Annotated in this window: 15 protein-coding genes; 7 read left to right on the forward strand and 8 right to left on the reverse strand. The window is 68.9% G+C overall.

The annotated features are described in order from the left end of the window. The first annotated feature begins 68 nt into the window (after positions 1 to 68). Positions 69 to 1,145: a sugar ABC transporter substrate-binding protein gene (locus tag HNR57_RS10010; RefSeq protein WP_184560319.1), complete on the forward strand. Its 1,077-nt coding sequence runs from the start codon at positions 69 to 71 to the stop codon at positions 1,143 to 1,145. 317 nt (positions 1,146 to 1,462) lie between these two features. Beyond that, a complete protein-coding gene (gene kstD, locus HNR57_RS10015; protein WP_184559069.1) occupies positions 1,463 to 3,244 on the forward strand; it encodes a 3-oxosteroid 1-dehydrogenase in 1,782 nt (593 codons plus the stop codon). Between the two features lie 225 nt (positions 3,245 to 3,469). Here the strand turns inward: kstD and HNR57_RS10020 are convergent, their stop codons facing one another. From HNR57_RS10020 to HNR57_RS10030, 3 genes are all read right to left on the reverse strand, one after another. Continuing rightward, on the reverse strand, positions 3,470 to 4,132 hold the full coding sequence (locus HNR57_RS10020) for a class I SAM-dependent methyltransferase (RefSeq protein ID WP_184559071.1): 663 nt from the start codon (positions 4,130 to 4,132) through the stop codon (positions 3,470 to 3,472). 29 nt (positions 4,133 to 4,161) lie between these two features. After that, positions 4,162 to 4,383, reverse strand: coding sequence for a glycine zipper domain-containing protein (locus HNR57_RS10025; RefSeq protein WP_184560435.1), 222 nt, complete (start codon positions 4,381 to 4,383; stop codon positions 4,162 to 4,164). A gap of 110 nt (positions 4,384 to 4,493) precedes the next feature. Beyond that, positions 4,494 to 4,697: a cold-shock protein gene (locus tag HNR57_RS10030; protein WP_003992177.1), complete on the reverse strand. Its 204-nt coding sequence runs from the start codon at positions 4,695 to 4,697 to the stop codon at positions 4,494 to 4,496. A 322-nt stretch (positions 4,698 to 5,019) separates the two neighbouring features. Here HNR57_RS10030 and HNR57_RS10035 point away from each other — a divergent pair, with 322 nt between their 5' ends. Beyond that, positions 5,020 to 5,868 (forward strand): menaquinone biosynthetic enzyme MqnA/MqnD family protein, encoded by an 849-nt coding sequence (locus HNR57_RS10035; protein ID WP_184559073.1) that lies wholly within the window; start codon positions 5,020 to 5,022, stop codon positions 5,866 to 5,868. Positions 5,869 to 5,960: 92 nt separating this feature from the next. Next, positions 5,961 to 7,730, forward strand: a complete 1,770-nt coding sequence (locus tag HNR57_RS10040) for a serine/threonine-protein kinase (protein WP_184559075.1) — start codon at positions 5,961 to 5,963, stop codon at positions 7,728 to 7,730. On the opposite strand, the gene HNR57_RS10045 is transcribed toward HNR57_RS10040, so the two are convergent. Next, on the reverse strand, positions 7,645 to 8,217 hold the full coding sequence (locus HNR57_RS10045) for a hypothetical protein (protein ID WP_184559077.1): 573 nt from the start codon (positions 8,215 to 8,217) through the stop codon (positions 7,645 to 7,647). The two genes, HNR57_RS10040 and HNR57_RS10045, sit on opposite strands and share 86 nt — an antisense overlap. A 206-nt stretch (positions 8,218 to 8,423) precedes the next feature. Here HNR57_RS10045 and HNR57_RS10050 point away from each other — a divergent pair, with 206 nt between their 5' ends. Next, positions 8,424 to 10,820: a serine/threonine-protein kinase gene (locus HNR57_RS10050; protein WP_184559079.1), complete on the forward strand. Its 2,397-nt coding sequence runs from the start codon at positions 8,424 to 8,426 to the stop codon at positions 10,818 to 10,820. Between the two features lie 98 nt (positions 10,821 to 10,918). Continuing rightward, positions 10,919 to 15,394 carry an FtsK/SpoIIIE domain-containing protein gene (locus tag HNR57_RS10055; protein ID WP_184559081.1) on the forward strand — a complete coding sequence of 1,492 codons (4,476 nt, stop codon included), beginning with the start codon at positions 10,919 to 10,921 and terminating at the stop codon, positions 15,392 to 15,394. A gap of 61 nt (positions 15,395 to 15,455) precedes the next feature. Here HNR57_RS10055 and HNR57_RS10060 read toward each other — a convergent pair whose 3' ends face one another. Genes HNR57_RS10060 through HNR57_RS10070 form a run of 3 tightly spaced genes read right to left on the reverse strand, consistent with a single transcriptional unit; the run spans position 15,456 to position 17,820 of the window. Next, entirely contained in the window at positions 15,456 to 16,073 is a 618-nt protein-coding gene (locus HNR57_RS10060; RefSeq protein ID WP_184559083.1) for a hypothetical protein, read from the reverse strand. A gap of 12 nt (positions 16,074 to 16,085) precedes the next feature. Beyond that, the gene (locus tag HNR57_RS10065; protein ID WP_184559085.1) at positions 16,086 to 17,549 is read right to left on the reverse strand and encodes a hypothetical protein; all 1,464 of its coding nucleotides are present in this window, start codon (positions 17,547 to 17,549) and stop codon (positions 16,086 to 16,088) included. Continuing rightward, a complete protein-coding gene (locus HNR57_RS10070; RefSeq protein ID WP_246554431.1) occupies positions 17,542 to 17,820 on the reverse strand; it encodes an SAV_915 family protein in 279 nt (92 codons plus the stop codon). Before HNR57_RS10070 ends, HNR57_RS10065 begins: the two co-directional genes overlap by 8 nt. A gap of 227 nt (positions 17,821 to 18,047) precedes the next feature. Here HNR57_RS10070 and HNR57_RS10075 point away from each other — a divergent pair, with 227 nt between their 5' ends. Beyond that, complete coding sequence (locus HNR57_RS10075; RefSeq protein WP_184559088.1) at positions 18,048 to 18,350, forward strand: hypothetical protein; 303 nt, start codon at positions 18,048 to 18,050, stop codon at positions 18,348 to 18,350. A 197-nt stretch (positions 18,351 to 18,547) separates the two neighbouring features. Here HNR57_RS10075 and HNR57_RS10080 read toward each other — a convergent pair whose 3' ends face one another. Then, positions 18,548 to 18,808 carry a WXG100 family type VII secretion target gene (locus HNR57_RS10080; RefSeq protein ID WP_184559090.1) on the reverse strand — a complete coding sequence of 87 codons (261 nt, stop codon included), beginning with the start codon at positions 18,806 to 18,808 and terminating at the stop codon, positions 18,548 to 18,550. Positions 18,809 to 19,671: the final 863 nt, after the last annotated feature.

The following is a 19,671-nucleotide window of genomic DNA, read 5'->3' on the forward strand; positions in this document are numbered from 1 at the left end:
CCCCCCATCGGAAGGCACCACCAGTGATAGCGCGCAACACCCGTCAGGCCGCCGTGCGGCGTATCTCCATGGCCCTGGCGGTCTCCGTATCGGCCGTGTCCCTCGCCGCCTGCGGCGACGGCGGGAGTGACGACACCGCCGCGAAGAAGGGCAACGACATCACGGTGGGCCTGCTGCTGCCCGACCGGGACACGGCACGCTTCGAGAAGTTCGACTACCCGCTGATCAAGCAGGAGGTCGCGTCCCTCACGGAGAACAAGGGCAAGGTCCGCTACGCCAACGCCGAGGCCAGCGTCACCAGACAGAGCAGCCAGTTCCAGAAGATGATCGCCGACAAGGTGGACGTCATCCTCGTCGACGCCCTGAACTCCAAGAGCATCGCCCCCGACGTGCAGAAGGCCAAGGACGCCGGCATCCCCGTCATCGCCTACGACCGGCTCGCCGAGGGCCCGATCGACGCCTACGTCTCCCACGACAACGAGCTCGTCGGCCAGGTCCAGGGCCGCGCCATCATCGGGGAACTCGGCGACAAGGCCCAGAAGAGCAAGGTCGTCATGATGAACGGCGACCCCGGCGACCCGAACACGGCACGGTTCAAGGACGGCGCGCTCAGCGAGCTCCGGGGCCAGGTGAACATCGTCAAGGAGTACGACACCAAGGAGTGGAAGCCCGCGATCGCCAAGGAGCACATGAAGGAGGCGATCCAGGCCGTCGGGCTGAACGACATCGCCGCCGTCTACTCCGCCAACGACGGCATGGCGGGCGCCGTCATCGAGGCGCTCCAGGAGGCCGGAGCCACGAAGATGCCGCCGGTGACCGGGCAGGACGCCAACCTCGACGCGGTGCAGCGGGTCGTCTCCGGCGAGCAGTACATGACCGTGTACAAGTCCTTCCTGCTGGAGGCGACCAACGCCGCGAAGATCGCGGTCGCCAAGGTCCAGGGCCGCTCCATCGAGTTCGCCGCGCTGACCCGGGAGACGGTCGACAGCCCGGCGCAGAAGAACATCCCGGCGATGCTGGTGCCGGTGGTCGCCCTCACCAAGGACAACATCAAGGAGACGGTGATCACGGACGGCGTGTACACCGTCAAGGACATCTGCACCGCCAAGTACCGGGCGGACTGCGCGGCCATCGGCCTCGAGTAGCGTCCGTGCCTCCCGCTCCTCCGGACGGGCGCGGCCGCGAGGTCGCGGGGGCCCCGAACGGGCCCGCCGGGCGTGGGCGGCGCGATCGCCTCGCCCGCCTTTCCGGCGCCGCGGCCGCAAGGTCGCGCAGGGCCCCCGAACGGCCCGCCACGCGGTCGCGAGGTCGCGCAGGAGGGGCCAGGTCGCGCAGGAGGGGCCTTCGCGGGGCCGCCCGCGCCGCCGGCAACGCGCGGCGGGTGCCGCACGGGTCTTGACTTCGCAAGACCCCCGCGCGACATTCCCCACCCCTTTCGCGTTCTCGTCGGGCTGGAGCGTCCATGACCACTCGCACGGACACCGCAGGAACCGCCGAAGGCCCGTCCCGGAGACGACTGCTGGCCGGGGCCGCCGGTGCCGGCGTCGCGGTCGCCGCGGGGGTCCAACAGGGCGCCCGGGCGGCCGACTTACCCCCGCTCGGCACGTACGACGTCGTCGTCATCGGCTCCGGCGCCGCCGGCATGACCGCCGCGCTGACCGCCGCGCGCCAGGGCCTGAGCTGTGTGGTCGTGGAGAAGGCGCCGACCTTCGGCGGCTCGGCCGCCCGCTCCGGTGCCGGGATCTGGATCCCCAACAACTCCGTGATCCTCGCCGCCGGGGTCCCCGACACCCCCGCGAAGGCCGCCTCCTACCTCGCCGCGGTCGTCGGCCCGGAGGTCCCCGCCGGCCGGCAGCGGGCCTTCCTCACCCACGGCCCGCCGATGATCTCCTTCGTCATGGCGAACAGCCCACTCCGGTTCCGCTGGATGGAGGGCTACAGCGACTACTACCCCGAGCTGCCCGGCGGCCTCCCGAACGGCCGCTCCATCGAGCCGGACCAGCTCGACGGCAACCTCCTGGGTGCCGAGCTGGCGCACCTGAACCCGCCGTACATGGACGTCCCCGCCGGCATGGTCGTCTTCAGCGCCGACTACAAGTGGGTCGCCCTGGCCGCCGTGAACGCCCGGGGCGCGGCCGTCGCCGCCCAGTGCCTCGCCCGCGGCGCGAAGGCGGCGACACTCGGCCAGAAGCCCCTGACGATGGGCCAGGCGCTGGCGGCGGGCCTGCGGGCCGGCCTGCGATCGGCCGGGGTCCCCGTCTGGCTCGGCACCCCCCTGACGGACCTGCACGTCGAGAACGGCAGGGTCACGGGAGCCGTCGTCACCCGCGACGGCACTCCCGGCCTGGTCCGCGCCCGTCGGGGCGTGATCGTCGGCTCTGGCGGCTTCGAGCACAACGCGGCGATGCGGCAACGCTTCCAGCGGCAGCCCATCGGCACGGAGTGGACCGTCGGGGCGAAGGAGAACACCGGCGACGGCATCCGGGCGGGGGAGCGGCTGGGCGCGGCACTCGACCTGATGGAGGACGCGTGGTGGGGCCCGGCGATCCCGATCCCCGGCCGGCCCTACTTCTGCCTCGCCGAACGCACCCTGCCCGGGGGGCTGCTGGTGAACGGCTCGGGCCGGCGCTTCGTCAACGAGGCCGCGCCCTACAGCGACGTGGTGCACACCATGTACGAGGTCCACGACACCGACCCGGCCATCCCGTGCTGGCTGATCACCGACCAGAACTACCGCAACCGGTACCTCTTCAAGGACGTCCTGCCGACGCTGCCCTTCCCCGACTCTTGGTACGCGTCCGGGGCGGCGCACAAGGAGTGGACCCTCGACGCGCTGGCGGCCTCCATCGGCGTCCCCGCGGCGGCCCTGCGCACCAGCGTGAACCGCTTCAACGCCCAGGCGCGGGAGGGCGAGGACCCCGACTTCCACCGCGGCGACAGCGCCTACGACCACTACTACACGGACCCGTCGGTCCTCCCCAACTCCTGCCTGGCCCCCCTCTGGCTGCCGCCGTACCACGCCTTCCGCATCGTCCCCGGCGACCTCGGCACGAAGGGCGGCCTCCGCACGGACGCCCGGGCCAGGGTCCTGCGCGAGGACGACTCGGTCATCCCCGGCCTCTACGCGGCGGGAAACGCCAGCGCGGCGGTGATGGGCCACAGCTACGCGGGCGCGGGCTCGACGATCGGCCCGGCGATGACGTTCGGGTACATCGCGGCGAGGGATGTGGCGGGGGTGTTGTAAGGCGGGGCTGGGAGCTGGGAGCTGGGAGCTGGGAGCCGGGGGCCGGAGGCCGGGGGTACGGGGGCCTGCGGCTCGGGTGTGCGTGGCCGGCAGCGGGGCCGCTCCGGGGAGCGGGCCACCCGCTGCGGAGGCCGCTCAAGGGCGGGGTGCCGGGGTGGTGCCCAGGGGTGTCCGCAGAGCGTCGGCTGCTCCGTCCTCCCCGGCGCGACGCGTCCTCGGGGACGCTCAGACCGCTGTCTCCGGGGGCTTGCGGGCCACGATGGACGCCTGGGCGACCGGCTCGCCGCCTGCCGCGTCCGGCTCGCGCAGCGTCTGCGCGCGAAGGGTGAAACCGGCCTCTCGCAGCAGGGCGGCGACATGCTCGGGCCGGCGCCGGAGGAAGGTCAGGGAGACGGTGTGGCCGAAGGCCTCCTCGTAGCGGCGGGGCTCGTCTCCGAACTGGAAGCCGAGGAGCAGATGCCCGCCGGGGCGCAGGACGCGGTGGAAGCCGGCGAAGAGGGCCGGCAGGTGCTCCTCGGGGGTGTGGATGATCGAGTACCAGGACACGACACCGTCGAGTGAGGAGTCCGGCACATCCAGCTCCAGCATGGAGCCCCGCACGAACCGCAGGCCCGGGTTCTCACGGCGGGCGATCGCGAGCATCGACTCCGACAGGTCCAGCCCGAACACCGACAGCCCCTGCGACGCCAGGTACGCCGTCACCCGCCCGGGGCCGCACCCCAGGTCGGCGACCTCGCCCCCCTCGCCCACGAGCCCAGCGAAACCGTGGAGCACGCCCCGGTCCAGGGGCGTCCCCGGTCGCAGATCACCGAAGTGATCGGCGTACTCCTCGGCCACGGTGTCGTAGAAAACGCGGGTCTCGGTCACGAAGTCAGCGGCGTCGGTCATGGCCGCGGACCCTAGCGCGACGCCGTCTTTCAGGAGCGGCCCCGCCCGGCGCCGATACCCACCCCCGCCCCGATCGCCGTGCCGAAACCAAGGCCCAGGGCAAGACCCAGGGCAAGGTTGTCGAAGACGGTCATGCCGAGCGCGATCCCTATCGCCGTGCCGAGGGACAGGCCGGCCGACAGGCCCGTGGCCATGGCCTTCTCGGCGGGCGTGCCGCCGGCCTCTCCGCTGTTCTCCTGATCTTTCCGCATCCGCCCATCGTCCCACGGCCGGAATTCGCCGGGAATTCACCGGCGGGCCGGGCCCGGAAAGGGCAGGAGCCCCGTCGCCTTGCGGCGCGGGGCTCCTTGGGTACTACAGATCAGACCGGCGTGACGTTCTCAGCCTGCGGGCCCTTCGGGCCCTGCGTGACGTCGAAAGACACCTGCTGGTTCTCCTCGAGAGAGCGGAAGCCGCTCGCGTTGATCGCGGAGTAGTGGACGAAGACGTCGGGGCCGCCGCCCTCCTGGGCGATGAAACCAAAGCCCTTTTCGGCGTTGAACCACTTCACGGTTCCGGTAGCCATAAGCCCTCCTTGGGCTTCAAAAGGGTTGCCCTGCTCCAGAACCAGCAAGTGTGAAGATGAATTCCGCACAAGTGCATATGTCTGTGAATGACGAGAGCCCGCGGTCACATGCTCCGCAGGCTCTGTACTGCAAGGGAAACCAAACTGCAACTTGCGACGAGCCTAGCACGCAGCCCCCGGAATGCAATAGGGGTCAAGATCACGTCACCCGAATGTTTGAACAACCCGCGGCCGACTGGCGGAGGGGGGCGTCCACAGGACGCCGCACCCCGGCGGCGGGGTCGCGCGCCGGTCCGTACGCCGTGAGGGCTAGCCTCACGATGTGGACAATCCTCGCACCCGGCCGCGCGTCGGCCACATCCAGTTCCTGAACTGCCTGCCCCTGTACTGGGGGCTCGCGAGAACAGGCACGCTCCTCGACTTCGAGCTCTCCAAGGACACCCCGGAGAAGCTCAGCGAGAAGCTGGTGCAGGGCGATCTCGACATCGGTCCGATCACCCTCGTCGAGTTCCTCCGGCACGCCGACGACCTGGTCGCCTTCCCCGACATCGCCGTCGGCTGCGACGGCCCGGTCATGTCCTGCGTGATCGTCTCGCAGGTCCCCCTGGACCGGCTCGACGGCGCCCGCGTCGCCCTCGGGTCGACCTCCCGCACCTCCGTCCGCCTCGCCCAGCTGCTCCTCGCCGAGCGCTTCGGCGTCCAGCCGGACTACTACACCTGCCCGCCCGACCTCAGCCTGATGATGCAGGAGGCCGACGCCGCCGTCCTCATCGGCGACGCGGCGCTGCGCGCGAACATGCTCGACGGGCCGCGCTTCGGCCTTCAGGTGCACGACCTGGGCGCGCTGTGGAAGGAGTGGACGGGCCTGCCGTTCGTCTTCGCGGTCTGGGCGGCCCGCCGCGACTACCTGGAGCGCGAGCCGGTCATCACCCGCCGGGTGCACGAGGCCTTCCTCGACTCCCGCAACCTCTCCCTGGAGGAGGTCGGCAAGGTCGCCGAGCAGGCCGCCCGCTGGGAGGCCTTCGACGAGGAGACCCTCGCCCGCTACTTCACGACCCTCGACTTCCGCTTCGGCGGCCCGCAGCTGGCGGCGGTCGCCGAGTTCGCCCGCCGGGTCGGCCCGACGACCGGCTTCCCGGCCGATGTGAAGGTGGACCTGCTCCAGCCGTGAGCCGGGCGGTGCTCCCGCACTACTCTGCTGGGGGTGCAGGCGTACCGGGACCGGAGCCGTCCCCGCCTGCCCGCGGGGGAGGGGTGACGCCCATGCGGCCGCTCGACGTCGACGAACCCACCGTCGTGGGGCCCTACCGGCTGCTCGGCCGGCTGGGCTCCGGCGGCATGGGCCGGGTCTACCTCGGCCGCAGCGCCGGCGGCCGTACGGTCGCCGTGAAGATCGTGCATCCGCACTTCGCCCTGGACGAGGAGTTCCGGTCGCGTTTCCGGCGCGAGGTCGAGGCCGCCCGCCGGGTGGGCGGAGCCTGGACGGCGCCCGTCCTGGACGCGGACCCGGGGGCGCGGGTGCCGTGGGTGGCGACGGCGTACGCCGCCGGTCCGTCGCTGTCGGCCGCGGTCGCCGACGGCGGGCCCCTGCCGGCCCACACCGTACGGGCGCTGGGCGCGGGGCTGGCCGAGGCGCTGGCGGCGGTGCACGAACTGGGGCTGGTGCACCGGGACGTCAAGCCGTCGAACGTCCTGCTGACCCTCGACGGCCCGCTGCTGATCGACTTCGGCATCGCCCGGGCCACGGACGGCACGGCGTCCCTCACCTCCACCGGCGTGTCCATCGGCTCGCCCGGCTACATGTCACCCGAGCAGATCCTGGGCAGCGGCGTCACGGGCGCGGCCGACGTCTTCTCCCTGGGCGCGGTCCTCGCCTACGCGGCGACCGGCCTGCCGCCCTTCCCCGGGGACTCCTCCGCCGCCCTGCTCTACAAGGTCGTCCACGAGGAACCGGAACTCGGCCTGCTGGAAGGGGAGCTGCGGGGCCTGACGGCGGAGTGCCTCGCGAAGGACCCGGACAAGCGGCCCGCCCCCGAGCAGCTGGCCCGCCGCCTGGCCCCCGAGGGCGCGGCCCGGCTGGTGGCGGGCGGGTGGCTGCCGGGGGCACTGGTGGAGCAGGTGAGCCGGAGTGCTGTGCGGCTGCTGAACCTGGAGGTGACAGGGGCCGGGGCGGGGGCTGTGGCGCCTTCGGGTCCGGTCGGTTTCAGCAGCCCCTCGGTGGGCGTGCCGGACGCGGCCGGGGGCGACGCGGCCGGGAGCGACGGGACCGGGGTGTTCGGTCCGCCGCCGGTGATGCCACCGCCCGGGGTGACGCCGTCAGCGGTGACCACCTCCGGGGTGACCCCGCCCCCGGTGACGCCACCCGCTCCCCACGTCGCCGCCGTACCCGAACCCCGGGACCCCGACCACCCGCAGGACACCGCCCCGGCCTCCGGCCGGCGGCCCGGCAGGGTCACCGTCTCCGTCGCGGCTACGTCCACGCCGGAGGGCGAGAGCGGCGGGCGCGTGCGGAGACTGAGCTGCTCCGTCGCGCTGGCGGTCGCGGGGGCGATGGCGGCCGTCACGATCGGGTCGGTGTTCGTGTTCGACCTGCTGCCGGGGCGCGGCGGCCAGGACGACGCGGACGCGGGCAGCGGGTCCGACTCGCCTCCGGCGGCGAACGCGAGCTCCGCCCCTTCCGGTACGGTGCCCGCCGCGTACCTCGGAACCTGGGAGGGCCAGGGCGTCGCGCTCGACGGCAGACTGCCCCTCGGCACCTTCCGCATCACCGTCGGACAGGTCACTGCCGGAGGGGAGTTGGGCAAGCTCCGCCAGACCGACCCGCTCGGCGGCGTCTGTGTCGACGTACTCACCCTGAAGCAGGTGACGAAGACGGAGCTCGTCGCCACGTCGGTCGGCGCGAAGACCAATCACAGCGGCTGCAACCCGGCGAAGACGACCGTCCACCTCAAGCCGGTGGGCGACGACCTCCAGTACCGCTCGCAGAGCGCGGAGTCGGGCCGGCCTCAGGCCCGGATGTCGAAGGTCCGGTAGGGGGCGTCTTGCGGCTGAGCTTGACGAGCAAGGTGATCAGCAGCGCGGCCGCCGCGAAGGTGGAGGCCAGACCGACGACCCACAGCCATGGGTAGTGCACGTGCACCCAGCAGGGGCCGCCCTCGCTATAACAGTCGGAGTCCCAGTTGCGGCGCCGTTTGGGCCGCACGGTTGTGCTGATCACCCCGGCGACCAGGTACCCGGCGGCCAGCCCGGGCAGGGACGCGGCCGCCCAGGCGAGCGAACGCGCCTTGCTCTTCTTCCAGTTCATCCGCGTCAGCGGCGCCACCCAGGCGAGGAGGACCATCGGCACCAGGGCGCCGACGGTCCCGGCGAAGAAGTAACCACCGCCGGGCCACGCGGGAGCGAAGCCGCCCCAGAGCTCATGGCCCCAGTACATGTCGAAGAAGACCAACGGCATGAGCAGGGCGACGAAGCCGGGCAGCACCATGCAGCCGAACAGGCGCTCCCCGACACTGGTCTTCACCCTGCGAAGGGACGGCGGACGCCCTTGCCTGTGCTCGTACCGCAAGGCAGGACCAGCCGCTTTCCTCCGCTTCGGCTTTGCCGAACTTCCGCTCATGGCCCCTAACCCTCACCCTGATCCGGGCGCTCACTACTGTGTCTGCGATAGCGAACACCATTAGATACGACTGACGCGTGCCGCATCGCGCAATGCCTGGAAGGCCCCCCATGGAGACACTGCAGCCGGACGATCCAGCGGAGTTGGGTCCTTACCGGCTCTTGCGAAGACTCGGCGCCGGCGGCATGGGCCGCGTCTACCTGGCCCGTTCGCCCGGTGGCCGTACCGTCGCGGTGAAGGTCGTACGTCCGGATCTTGCCGCGGACGGTGACTTCCGCGACCGCTTCCGCCACGAAGTCGAGATTGCCAAGGCAGTCTCCGGCCGCTTCACCGCCCCGGTCGTGGACGCCGACCCGGACGCGCCGCTGCCATGGTTGGCGACGTCGTACGTGCTCGGCCCGGACCTCACGGACGTCGTCGCCGCGCACGGTGCACTGCCGGAACGTACCGTCCGCGCACTGGCCGCAGGCCTCGCTGCCGCCCTCCAGGAGGTACACGCAGCGGGGTTGATCCACCGCGATCTGAAGCCGTCGAACGTGCTGCTGGCGGCCGACGGTCCGCGCGTCATCGACTTCGGGATCGCGCGGGCGGTGGACGGAAACCGTATGACGCAGACGGGAGTCGTGGTCGGCTCACCCGGCTACATGTCACCGGAGCAGGCGCTCGGCAAGGGCATCGGCACGGCGAGTGATGTCTTCTCGCTGGGCGCAGTGCTCGCGTTCGCGGCGACCGGCCGGGGCGCCTTCGGCCATGGCACCGTCTCGCACGCCTCGTTGCTGTATCAGGTCGTGCACGGGGAGCCCGACGTCGAGGGCGTACCGCAGCAACTGCTGGGCCTCGTCCGCGCATGCCTTGCGAAGGACCCGGCGCATCGGCCAGTGCCGTCGGAGATTGTGGCGGCGCTCGCCCCGCAGGGCGTCGAGGGTGTCCTCAGCGACTGGCTGCCGTCGGCGGTGGCCTCGACGATCGCCACACATGCAGCCGGCATCCTGGACCTGGAGGCACCGCAGCAGCCTCAGCCGGCGGCCGCCGCGTCCTTCGGGCCCGCACCGGCGATGACAGACGGGACACCAAAGCCATCGGGGACACCGACCCCCGGCTACGGGTTTCCACGGGCTCCGGGGCACGGCGGCTCCCCCGCGGCTACCGCCCAGGGAACCCCGGTCCCCGGCTACGCCCCACCTCCGGGCGGCGTTCCCGCCCCTGGATATGGGACGACCCCGCCGGGCCACGGCGCTCTCGGACAGCCCGGCGCCTTGGGACCGGCCTCCACCGTCGCCACCAATTCCACCGCTCCCTCCCGCCGCCGCGTCCTCGGTCTCGCGCTCGGAGGTGCTGCCGCCGTCGCGGCGGCGGGCGGGGGCGCCGCTTCGTGGCTCGGCTCGGACGGCGACACCACCGACGGGGCGACCGGCACGAACGGCGCCGGTTCCGCTCAGCCCGGCGATGAGAACTTCACCACCCCGCCGGCCGGAGTCGCCCCCCAACCCCTGTGGCACGAGACAGCGGCCGAAGACAGCACCACCACGGACGTACCGCTCCTCATCCACGACGGCCTGCTCTTGATCAGCGGCGACCCTCTGGTGGCGTACGACGTGAAGACCGGCGAGGCCCGCTGGTCGAAGCCTGACGTTTGTGCCCCCGGTTCCCAGCTTCTGTTCCACGACGGCAAGGTGTTCCTCACCGACAGCGGCGTCGAGGGGGTCCTCGTCGCGCGGGACGTAAAGACCGGCGAGGAGGTGTGGCGCAGCCGCCTCGGCAAGAAACTCGGCATCGAGAGTACGATCGCCATCGACGACAAGAACGTGTACGTCACGGCGACCGACTACACACAGGCCACGAGCGCCACCGAATATCGCACCGCTATGGCCGCGATCAGCCACAGCACCGGGAGGAAGGTGTGGCTGCAGCACCGCGACTGGGGCACGAGGGACTACGACGTCCAGGGCACCGTCGCCGGCAAGTACCTCGTCTACGCGGACTCCAACCACAACCTCACCGTGCGCGACACCGCGACCGGCGACCAGTTGTGGACGCAGAAGATCGGCGACGACTGGGCCTTGCAGCCCACGGTCGCGAACGGCCTCGTCTTCCTGCCCGGCGAGAAGCTGACAGCGGTCGACGCGGAGACCGGCCGCACCCGCTGGACGCTCGCCCCCATGGGCCGTCGCGGCTTCAACAACCCGGCCGTCATTGACGGCGTGCTCTACGTCAGCGACTACGACCGCGGCATCTGGGCCGTCGACGTCAAGACGCAACAGCGGCTCTGGCTCTGCGAGGACCAGGACCGTGGCGGGGCAGAGTCGTTCGTGAGGGTCGGCACGACGCTCTACTGCGCTGCCGGACCGCTGTCCGGGGGCGTCATCGCCCTTGAGGCCAAGACCGGGGACGTGCGCTGGACATGGACCGATGACAAAGACTCCGGGGCTCCGTGGCAGACAGCTCACGTGGGAAACCGACTGTTGGTGACGAACGGGCCGGAGATATACGCGATGCCAGCGGTGTGACGCCGGGGCGCTAGGGCGCGATGCAGGGGACTGCCATAGTCTCCGTTAGCTGAAGTTAACGAACGTGGCCACAGGGGCCGACGGGGAGGACGACCATCATGCGGATGCTGGTCACGGTCGTACGCGAAGGCGGTGAGCCGGAGGACGTCGTCGTCGTCGCCGACGACACCGCCACGGCTGGCGATGTCGCGGAGGTGTTGGCGCAGACTGTCGGAGGAACCGGCGCTGCGCGTGACGGTGGGCCGGGGAACGTCGTGGCCATGCCCGGCACCTCACTGGCTTCGCTGCCCGGCTACGGGACGGCGGTGGCAGGAGCGCCGGCGCTGTGGGCGGACGGGGTGCTGTGTGATCCGGCGGCACCCGCAGCCAGCGTCCTGCGGGACGGCATGCGCGTCTCCGTCGACCGCTTCATTGGCCCGCTGCTGCGCAAGGGTGAGCCCGTCGGACAATACGAGTTGCGGGTGGCCGGCGGCCCCGGCTCCGGGCGGGTGGTCAGACTGGGTGTCGGCGCGGCCACCGCAGGATCGGCGCCGACCTGTTCGCTCCCCCTGCCGGACGCCTCATTGCCACCGATCGCCCTCCGGCTGACGATCGACCTTCAGGGCAACGTCACCCTCACTCCGGAGGCAGGGGCCAGCGTCCAACTGAACGATGACGCGGTGACGGCCGGGACGCCCTGGCCGCTCGGTGGTGTCGTACGGGTCGGCGATTCGCTGCTGGTGCTCGACAAGGTGGCCGAGCCGGACGCCCACCTGTCTCCGATGAGCGAGGGCGGCCTCGCCTACAACCGCCCCCCTCGGCTGTCGCCGCTGCGGCCTCGGCGTCGGCTGGCCGTGCCCGTGCCACCTTCCAAGGGGGAACGGGCACGCTTCCAGTTCATCATGGCCTTCATGCCCATGCTGTTCGGGCTGTCGATGTACTTCATCACCAAGCAGATCTACATGCTGCTGTTCTGCCTAATGAGCCCGCTCATGATGCTGGGCCAGTGGATCAGTGAGAACCACGAGGGCAAGAAGAAGCACAAGACGTCCCTCAAGCAGTACAAGAAGGATCTCGCGGCGCACGAGGCCGAACTCGTCACTCTCGGCAAGGAGGAGCAGCGCGCCCGCCGCGAGGACAACCCCGACCCGGCCGAGACCCTCCTTTTCGCGACCGGCCCCCGCCGTCGCCTGTGGGAGCGCCGGCTCACCGACCCGGACGCCATGCAACTGCGCATTGGGCTCGGCGCCCTGCCCTCCGACGTGGAACTCGTTTTCGCGCGCGGCAGCTCGCACGACGAGGAACCCCCGGAGCCCCCGACCCTTCCGGACGTCCCCGTCACCCTGCCCTTCGCCCGGCTCGGCGTGGTCGGCATCGCGGGTGACCGGGCCCGCGCCCTCGCCACCGCGCGCTGGCTGAGCGTGCAGGCCGCTGTGCTGCACAGTCCCCGGGACCTGTCACTGGTATCCCTGGCGGCGACGCCCTCAGCGGGCGCCGAGTGGCACTGGGCCCGCTGGCTGCCGCACACCAACCCCGACGAGGGACAGGACTGCGTCGCCCTGGTCGGTCTCGACTCGGAGGGCATCAGCCGCAGGGTCAACGAACTCCTCAACGAGCTGGCTCGCCGCAAGGCGGCCCGCGAACAGCACAACATGACGGGCCAGTTGTATCCGGACGCCAACGTGCTCCTGATCCTCGATGGAGCGCGCCTGCTGCGCCGCGTACCAGGCGTCCCGCAACTCCTAACCGAGGGCCCGCAGTACGGCATCTTCGCCCTCTGCATCGACGAGGACGAGCGGCTGCTGCCCGAGGAGTGCAAGGCCGTCGTGGCCTGGTCACTGGACGCCTCCCATCACGTCCGGGTGCGCGGCTACGGCCTGGAGGCCGTCGGCGACGTCCTCGCCGACCAGGTCCCCTACGAGTGGTGCGAACTCCTGGCCCGCTCCCTGGCCCCCATCCGCGACGTCAGTCGCGACGACGCCGATTCCGCTCTGCCCACCTCGGCCCGGCTGCTTAACCTGCTGAACATGCCCAACCCAGTGGGTGCCGACGTGGAGCGCATCTGGAAGGCAGGCGGTGCGACGACTTCCGCACCCGTCGGTCTGGCCGCCGACGGCGCGTTCGTCCTGGACATCCGTCGTGACGGCCCGCACGCACTGGTTGCCGGTACAACGGGTGCCGGTAAGTCAGAACTCCTCCAGACGATCATCGCCTCGCTGGCGGTCGCGAACCGCCCCGATGCCCTGAACTACGTCCTCATCGACTACAAGGGCGGCAGCGCCTTCATGGACTGCGCCCGCCTGCCGCACACGGTCGGTATGGTCAGCGACCTCGACGCCCACCTGACCGAGCGGGCCCTCGCCTCGCTCGCGGCCGAGCTGCATCGCCGGGAGCGGATCCTCCTGGAAGCCGCAGCCAAGGACATCGAGGACTACAACGACACTCGCAAGCTTCGACCCGAACTGGAGCCGATGCCCCGGCTCGTCCTGGTGATCGACGAGTTCGCGTCCCTGGTCGCCGAACTGCCCGACTTCATCGCTGGCCTGGTCGACATCGCACGCCGAGGCCGCTCCCTGGGCGTGCACCTGATCCTCGCGACACAGCGTCCTGCGGGTGTGGTGAGCGCCGACATCCGGGCCAACACCAACCTCCGCATCGCCCTGCGAGTCACGGACGCCTCCGAGTCCATGGATGTCATCGACGCCCCGGACTCAGGTGCCATTGCGAAGTCCACCCCGGGCCGTATGTACGTCCGTTCCGGCGCTCAGTCCCTGGTCGGTGTGCAGTCGGCCCGTATCGGTGGCCGCCGCCCCGCCACTGGCCAGACGGGCCCGAAGGCCACGCTCATCCCCCTGGCCTGGAACGCCTACGCCCGCCCGCTGCCCAAGCGCGAGGAGGCCGAGGACGACGGCACGATGGTCACCGACCTGGCAGTCCTCGTGGACGCGGTACGCGAGGGCGCGCAGCGCATGGGCTTCGGCGAGCAGCGCAGCCCGTGGCTGCCGCCGCTGGCGGAGTCCGTCACGCTGGACGAACTGATCACGTACGGCGGCGCGCCTGCCGCAACGGGCGACGACGTGGCTCCCATCCCATACGGCCTGGTCGACCTTCCGGCCCGTCAGACCCGTGTGCCGGTGTCCCTGGACCTCGTCCATGGCGAGCACACCCTGCTGCTCGGTGGCGCGCGCTCCGGCCGCTCGACCGCGCTGCGCACTCTGGCTGGTTCCCTGGCCCGCAGCACCTCCCCCCTCGACGTGCACGTCTACGGCATCGACTGCGGCTCCAACGCCCTGCTGCCGCTGGTGCGTCTGCCGCATGCGGGCGCTGTGGTGACCCGCGACGAGCCGGACCGGGTCCGCCGGCTGATTCAGCGCCTTCAGGTGGAGGTCGCCCGTCGTCAGCAACTCCTGGCGATGGAGGGCGCGTCGAGCGCGGCGGAACAGCGTGCGGGGGCGTCTCCGGAGGACCGTCTGCCCTGGATGGTGCTGCTCCTGGACAGTTGGGAAGGCTTCGCGTCCACCTTCGAGAACTACAACTACGGTCAGTTGCTCGAAGCGGCCCAGAGGCTCTTCCGCGAGGGTTCGGCAGCGGGACTGAAGGTCGTCATGACGGCCGACCGCAGTGGCCTCAGCGGTCACGTCTCCTCGGCCTTCGCCGACCGTCTCGTCATGCGCTTCGCCGACCCGAACGACTACTCCACGGCCGGTCTTCATGCTCGTGAAGTACCGAAGAACATGCCGTCCGGGCGGGCCCTGCGTATCACGGACACGGGCGTGGACGAGACGCAGATCGGGCTGCTGGCGCAGGACCCTGCCGGTCAGGTCCAGGTCCGTGCGCTACGCGAGATCGCGGAAGAAGCACGAACCCGCTATGGTCGCGTTCCGGCGGGCCGACGTCCGCTGCGAGTCGACGCCCTTCCGACGCGCATCACAGCGTCGGAAGCGCTGGCCTTGGACCCCGACTTCGCTCCGCCGTCGCCCCTGTGGGCTCTCCTCGCCGTGGGTGGCGATGAACTTCACCCCATCGGTATCGACCTGGAGGAGAACGGACCGGGCTTCGTCATCGCGGGCCCGCCGAAGTCCGGCCGTTCGACGGCACTGTTGTGCGCCGCCGAGTCGCTTCTGCACGCAGGTACGCCTCTGGTGGTCGTCACACCTCGCCGGTCTCCGCTGCGGGACCTCGAGGGACGAGAGGGTGTGCTCGGCATGCTCAACGCGGACAGCTCGGGCGACGAACTGGAGGAGATCCAGGACCAGTTCGACGGACGACCGTACGTTGTCGTGGTCGACGACGCCGAACTCCTCTACGACGCACCGCTCGACGAACCGCTGGAAGGTGTCATCCGCAAGGGAGCAGACGGCGGTGTGGGCCTGCTCGCCGCCGGCACGACGGACTCACTGTCCGGCCAGTACCGGGGCTTCGCGGTCGAGGCACGGAAATCCCGCAACGGCCTGCTGCTGACGCCGCAGAGCTCCTCGGACGGTGAACTGTTCGGCATCCGGCTGCCCGCGAACAGCGGGGGTGGTGCGGCAGGTAGCGGGTTGTTCGTGGCCGGTGGGGCGTTCGTGCCGGTGCAGGCCGTGATGAACGCGTGAAACGCGATGGGCTCCCACTCACCGAGTGGGAGCCCATCGCGCTGAATGCCAGGCAGTGAAACTAGGGATTCATCTTGGGAACGCCCTCGTCACTCGGCTTATTGTCTGCCGTCGACAAGGCGACCGGTTCATCCGGGCCAAAGGTGCGAAGAATCCAGAGACGACGCCAGATCACTGCCGTGGCGAGCCCGAAGCAGATAATGGCCAGGGCCGAAGTGCCGTATGCCGGCAGGTTCGCTGGCGGGTCCTCCACCCAAGCGCGGGCGAGAATTCGCGATGGGTTGTCGCGGTCGTATGTGACGACCAGTGAGGCATCGGCGTGCGTGTCGGGGTACATCCCCGCGTAGTCCGACATCCTTACCTCGTCACCTGCCCTGGGGCCGCTCACGAGGCGAACTTTGACGAACTTCGGCTTCGAGTCGACATCAACGACCGTGGCAGCGGAATCGACGCCACGGGAGCGCAGGTCCCGTACCAAGTAATACGAAGGCAACCAGAGAGCCAGGGCTATGCCGATGCACAGTAGGGATATCCCCGACATCGCCAGGATTACGCGACGTTGCGGGAGCTTCGGCCGAGGCTTCCAGGCAGCCGCTTCGGCAACCGCTTTGCGTGCCTCTTTCACGTGAGGTGGAAGTTGATGCTGGCCCGTACGGGGCTTTCTCTTCTTCTTAGCCATTACCGGGAAACCTCATGAGAACCATCCGCTCACTGTATTCTTCACGCCTGATGCAGCGTCACCGATCGCCTTGCCTGCGCTCTTGGCCGCTCCCGTGACAGCGTTAACTGCCTTCCTGCCCGCTTCCGTCTTGATGGCGTACGACACGGCGTAACCGACGCCGAAGCCCACCACGACACCTGCGGCGATTCCCCAGCCGACCGGCCCGCCCACAGCAGCAACCGTCGCCGTAGCGGCCCAGGTTCCTGCCATACCAGCTGCCATGCCGCCGACATTTGCGGCAACAGCTACGTCCTTCTCCTCACCGTTACTTATATCCCAACCGATGGCACCAACGGTGAGAAGACTCCCGACGAGTGGTAGCTTTCCCCCGGTCCGGAGGGCACGACCCCACAGTGAGGTGGTGCTTGGCGGCTTGATTCCGGGAACCTTGTTGATCAGCCAACTTCCACCGTCAGCGATGGATGCTTCCATCAGACGGGAGAACGATCCCATTCCGAATTTGGAAAGAATTCGTTCGGCCTCGCGTGCAGACTTTCCAGAGGCCTTGGCGGCGCGACTGGTTGCGTTCTTGAAGGCTCGCTTCTCCGCCTTAGTCATGGCGTTGAGGCGTTGCTGCTTCAACTGAGCCGCTTCATCGCTGAATTTTTGTGCGCTAGTCCAGAAGTTGTTTGCGTACTTTGCTTGCACGCCGAGGACGCTGGCCAGTAGTCCAGCACTGTCAGACCATGTGTCAGCTGGGTCGAGCAGCTTCTTCGCGGCAATCTGAGTGTGTTTCCAAGCGATGTCCCAGAGTTCCGGGTCGTCTCCCTGCATGAGTGCCCGGTTGAACACCGCGGTCGGCTCATCCTTAGTGAACTGCCCATGAAAAAGAGCAGCCTTCTTGTCGAAGCCGGGAGCAGGGCTTTCAGCGTTGACCGCCGTGGTGAATGCGGCCCCGAAGGCCTTCACATCGTCCTTGGCCGTTGGAGCGTTGGCAGCGGCGACTACCATTGGCAGATTCTTGACGAGGTCTGGATCCATCTTGGCGTAGAACGCCGAGGTGAAGTCGGCGTCACCCTTGTGCTTCGCGAGCTCCTCGGCGATCCGGTGGAATTCAGCACCCGCTTTGCTCGGATCAAGCTTAGCCGCCTTGTTTGCATCCTCAGCAAGCTTCTTTCCAGCGCCTCGAGCCTCGCCTATCGTCGCGACGGGCTCGCGAAGCTGTACCATGGCACCGGGTTTCTGAATTCCCTTCTGGTCAAGCTCCATTGCTGCTGCGAGTGCCTGGCGGCGGCGAAGCATGGGCAACTCGTCATCGACCCAGCTGGCGATTTTTCCGACTTCTGTCAGGTTGCTCGTTTCTAGCCCAAACTTCTGAAACCTGCCCATATATGAGGACTTTGCCCCGTGCAGCTTCTTGCCGCTGGACTCAAGGTCCTTGATCGTCCTCAAGAGGTTGTCTGGATTGATTCCGGAGAAGTTGGGATCAACCACCGGTGTGTTTCCCTTCCGCGCTGTCGGCCAGTTGAGGGTCAATCAATACCGCGGTAGCGCCCGACCCGCTGAGCGCCTCCCCTACTTCTTCGGTGGGAATGATGACCCAGGGCTGCCCTTCTCCCATGGCTTCGACCAACAGGGGGATGGATGTGAAAGCTAGTGCGACGAGCCGCTCCTCGCCACCTGCGTCGGCCATGGGTACGAGGATGACGTCGACGGTGCCGTCGACGAGGGGGGAGCCGTCAGGTCCCTGAGGCACCTCGGTCATGGTGGGTAGTACGAGGGCTTTGGGGGCGTCCTGGGCCGTTTCGCTTGAGCTCATTGCTTCAGATTATGAGGTGATGGAGTGGCAAGCAATGTGATCTCCGGACGACTTATGGGAGGGGGAGTTGACGCTCGCCGGCTCACTGCATCCACGGGGGCCTCATCGGCGCACGGAGGTCGCTGGTACGGTGGGTATAACAGCCGGAACTGTGATGATTGAGGGGTGGGATTGTGGCAGATTCGGAGGCCAAGGTGCCTAATCCGCGGAAGGCGGACCTTGAGCGGCTGCGGAGCGACCTGGCTAAGGAGGTGGAGAGCATCAGAAAGGCACTCAAGGGTCCGGCCGAACAAATCGGCGGTGACAAGGTTTGGGTCGGGAAGAACGCTCGAGCCTGGCACCAGGAACTGGAAGGGCGGAACAAAAAGTTGGGTGAACAGGTCAACAAGCTGCTTCCCATCCTCGACGCTGCCATTCGGAGTGAACCCGAGAAGGTGTCACAGAGTGAAGCGCGTATGTACAATAAGGACGCCTGAGTCAGCGCGCGTGAGTTTTTGGCGCGGGGGCAAGGCGCACACTCGCTTATGTCACCACTGTCATTCCTGAAAGTGTTGGTGACACGCACGGGCACCGTACATCCCGGTTGAAACGCCGCCGGGGGCATCCCGTCCGAGGCTTGATGACCCCGAAGGAATGCCCCGGCAGCTGCGACATCCGCGCGTTACGCGTCAGCTCAGGTCGCGCGCTCGATGTTGTCGGCGCTGGTATTGGCCGACTTGCTGGCGTCGTTCAGCGTGTCGACCCACTTGTCGAACGTCGGCTTCACGTCGTGCCAGTCGTTGCGGAAGCGGTCGGCCTTGGGGCCCTTCCAGTAGCCCGAGCTCTTGGTGGTGGCCGTCTCCAGAGCCTTGATGAGGCCCTGGAGGTCGGTCGCCTTCTTGCTGAAGAGCTTGGACAGCTCCCGAAGCTGAGTGAGATCTGCACCGCGATCCATGGCGATCCTCCCCGTGTCACATGAGTAAACGGACTATCCGTTTGCACCAGGGGACGCTACCGCACCAGACGTAGTTGCAGTCCAGCGCCTTCGAGGATCGGAGTTTTATGTGAACAAGTGGTGTTCACACCGGTGAGGAGCCCCAGGAAGGTCTGCACGGAGCGCCAGTATGCTGGGGGCTCTGGGGCAGCGAGGGAGGCTGCTATGGCAAATCGAGACATTCAGGAACTCAACCAGCGGACCAGTCGACTGTGGTCGCTTGACGGACATCGACTCTCTTGTCGATGCCGCCGAGAAGCACAGCAGCACCGGGACGAAGACGTGGTCGGGGCCGAACGCGGACAACGTCCGTCGGCGGCTCAAGAGCTGGCAGACGACGTGCGGCGCGGTCGCCAAGGCACTGCGCGACCAAGCGCACTCAGGACGCCAAGGAACTGAAAGACGAGAAGAAGTAGCAGGCACCGCGCCCGCTACGGCGAGACTAACCCGTACCAGTGACCTCGTACGACAGCTCCCTCGCCCGCTTGCGACTGGCGGCCCGTCACATGACGGTTCTCGCACACCCTCTTGGACGGGGGAGGCGCCGCCGCAGGAGCTGTGAGCTTCGTTGGTCGAGCTCCAGCGCGTCGGACTGGTCGGTGAGGAGGGAGAGCTGGCCCCGCTTCTCCGCGCGTCGATCGGTGCCCTGGCCGACCCGTTGATCGTGATCCAGGTGGAGATCATATGACGGCTGGCCGGGTGAAGAGGAGTCGCGGTGCCAATGTCGTTCAACGTGCGCTGTCTTCGCTGGAGTCTGGCGGTGCACTCGTCGGCGAAAGGGCTCTCCCAGATCGCGCCCTCGTCGCCTCCGGTGTGGAAGGCGA

The organism is Streptomyces paradoxus (genome assembly GCF_014202475.1).
Lineage (GTDB): Bacteria > Actinomycetota > Actinomycetes > Streptomycetales > Streptomycetaceae > Streptomyces > Streptomyces paradoxus.

What these genes read in the sequence shown, in the direction of transcription:
- HNR57_RS10070 (WP_246554431.1), bottom strand. Translation starts at nt 17,820, where the DNA reads ATGACCGAGGTGCCTCAGGGACCTGACGGCTCCCCCCTCGTCGACGGC.
- HNR57_RS10060 (WP_184559083.1), bottom strand. Translation starts at nt 16,073, where the DNA reads ATGGCTAAGAAGAAGAGAAAGCCCCGTACGGGCCAGCATCAACTTCCA.
- HNR57_RS10025 (WP_184560435.1), bottom strand. Translation starts at nt 4,383, where the DNA reads ATGCGGAAAGATCAGGAGAACAGCGGAGAGGCCGGCGGCACGCCCGCC.
- HNR57_RS10050 (WP_184559079.1), top strand. Translation starts at nt 8,424, where the DNA reads ATGGAGACACTGCAGCCGGACGATCCAGCGGAGTTGGGTCCTTACCGG.
- HNR57_RS10030 (WP_003992177.1), bottom strand. Translation starts at nt 4,697, where the DNA reads ATGGCTACCGGAACCGTGAAGTGGTTCAACGCCGAAAAGGGCTTTGGT.
- HNR57_RS10040 (WP_184559075.1), top strand. Translation starts at nt 5,961, where the DNA reads ATGCGGCCGCTCGACGTCGACGAACCCACCGTCGTGGGGCCCTACCGG.
- HNR57_RS10080 (WP_184559090.1), bottom strand. Translation starts at nt 18,808, where the DNA reads ATGGATCGCGGTGCAGATCTCACTCAGCTTCGGGAGCTGTCCAAGCTC.
- kstD (WP_184559069.1), top strand. Translation starts at nt 1,463, where the DNA reads ATGACCACTCGCACGGACACCGCAGGAACCGCCGAAGGCCCGTCCCGG.
- HNR57_RS10055 (WP_184559081.1), top strand. Translation starts at nt 10,919, where the DNA reads ATGCGGATGCTGGTCACGGTCGTACGCGAAGGCGGTGAGCCGGAGGAC.
- HNR57_RS10010 (WP_184560319.1), top strand. Translation starts at nt 69, where the DNA reads ATGGCCCTGGCGGTCTCCGTATCGGCCGTGTCCCTCGCCGCCTGCGGC.
- HNR57_RS10020 (WP_184559071.1), bottom strand. Translation starts at nt 4,132, where the DNA reads ATGACCGACGCCGCTGACTTCGTGACCGAGACCCGCGTTTTCTACGAC.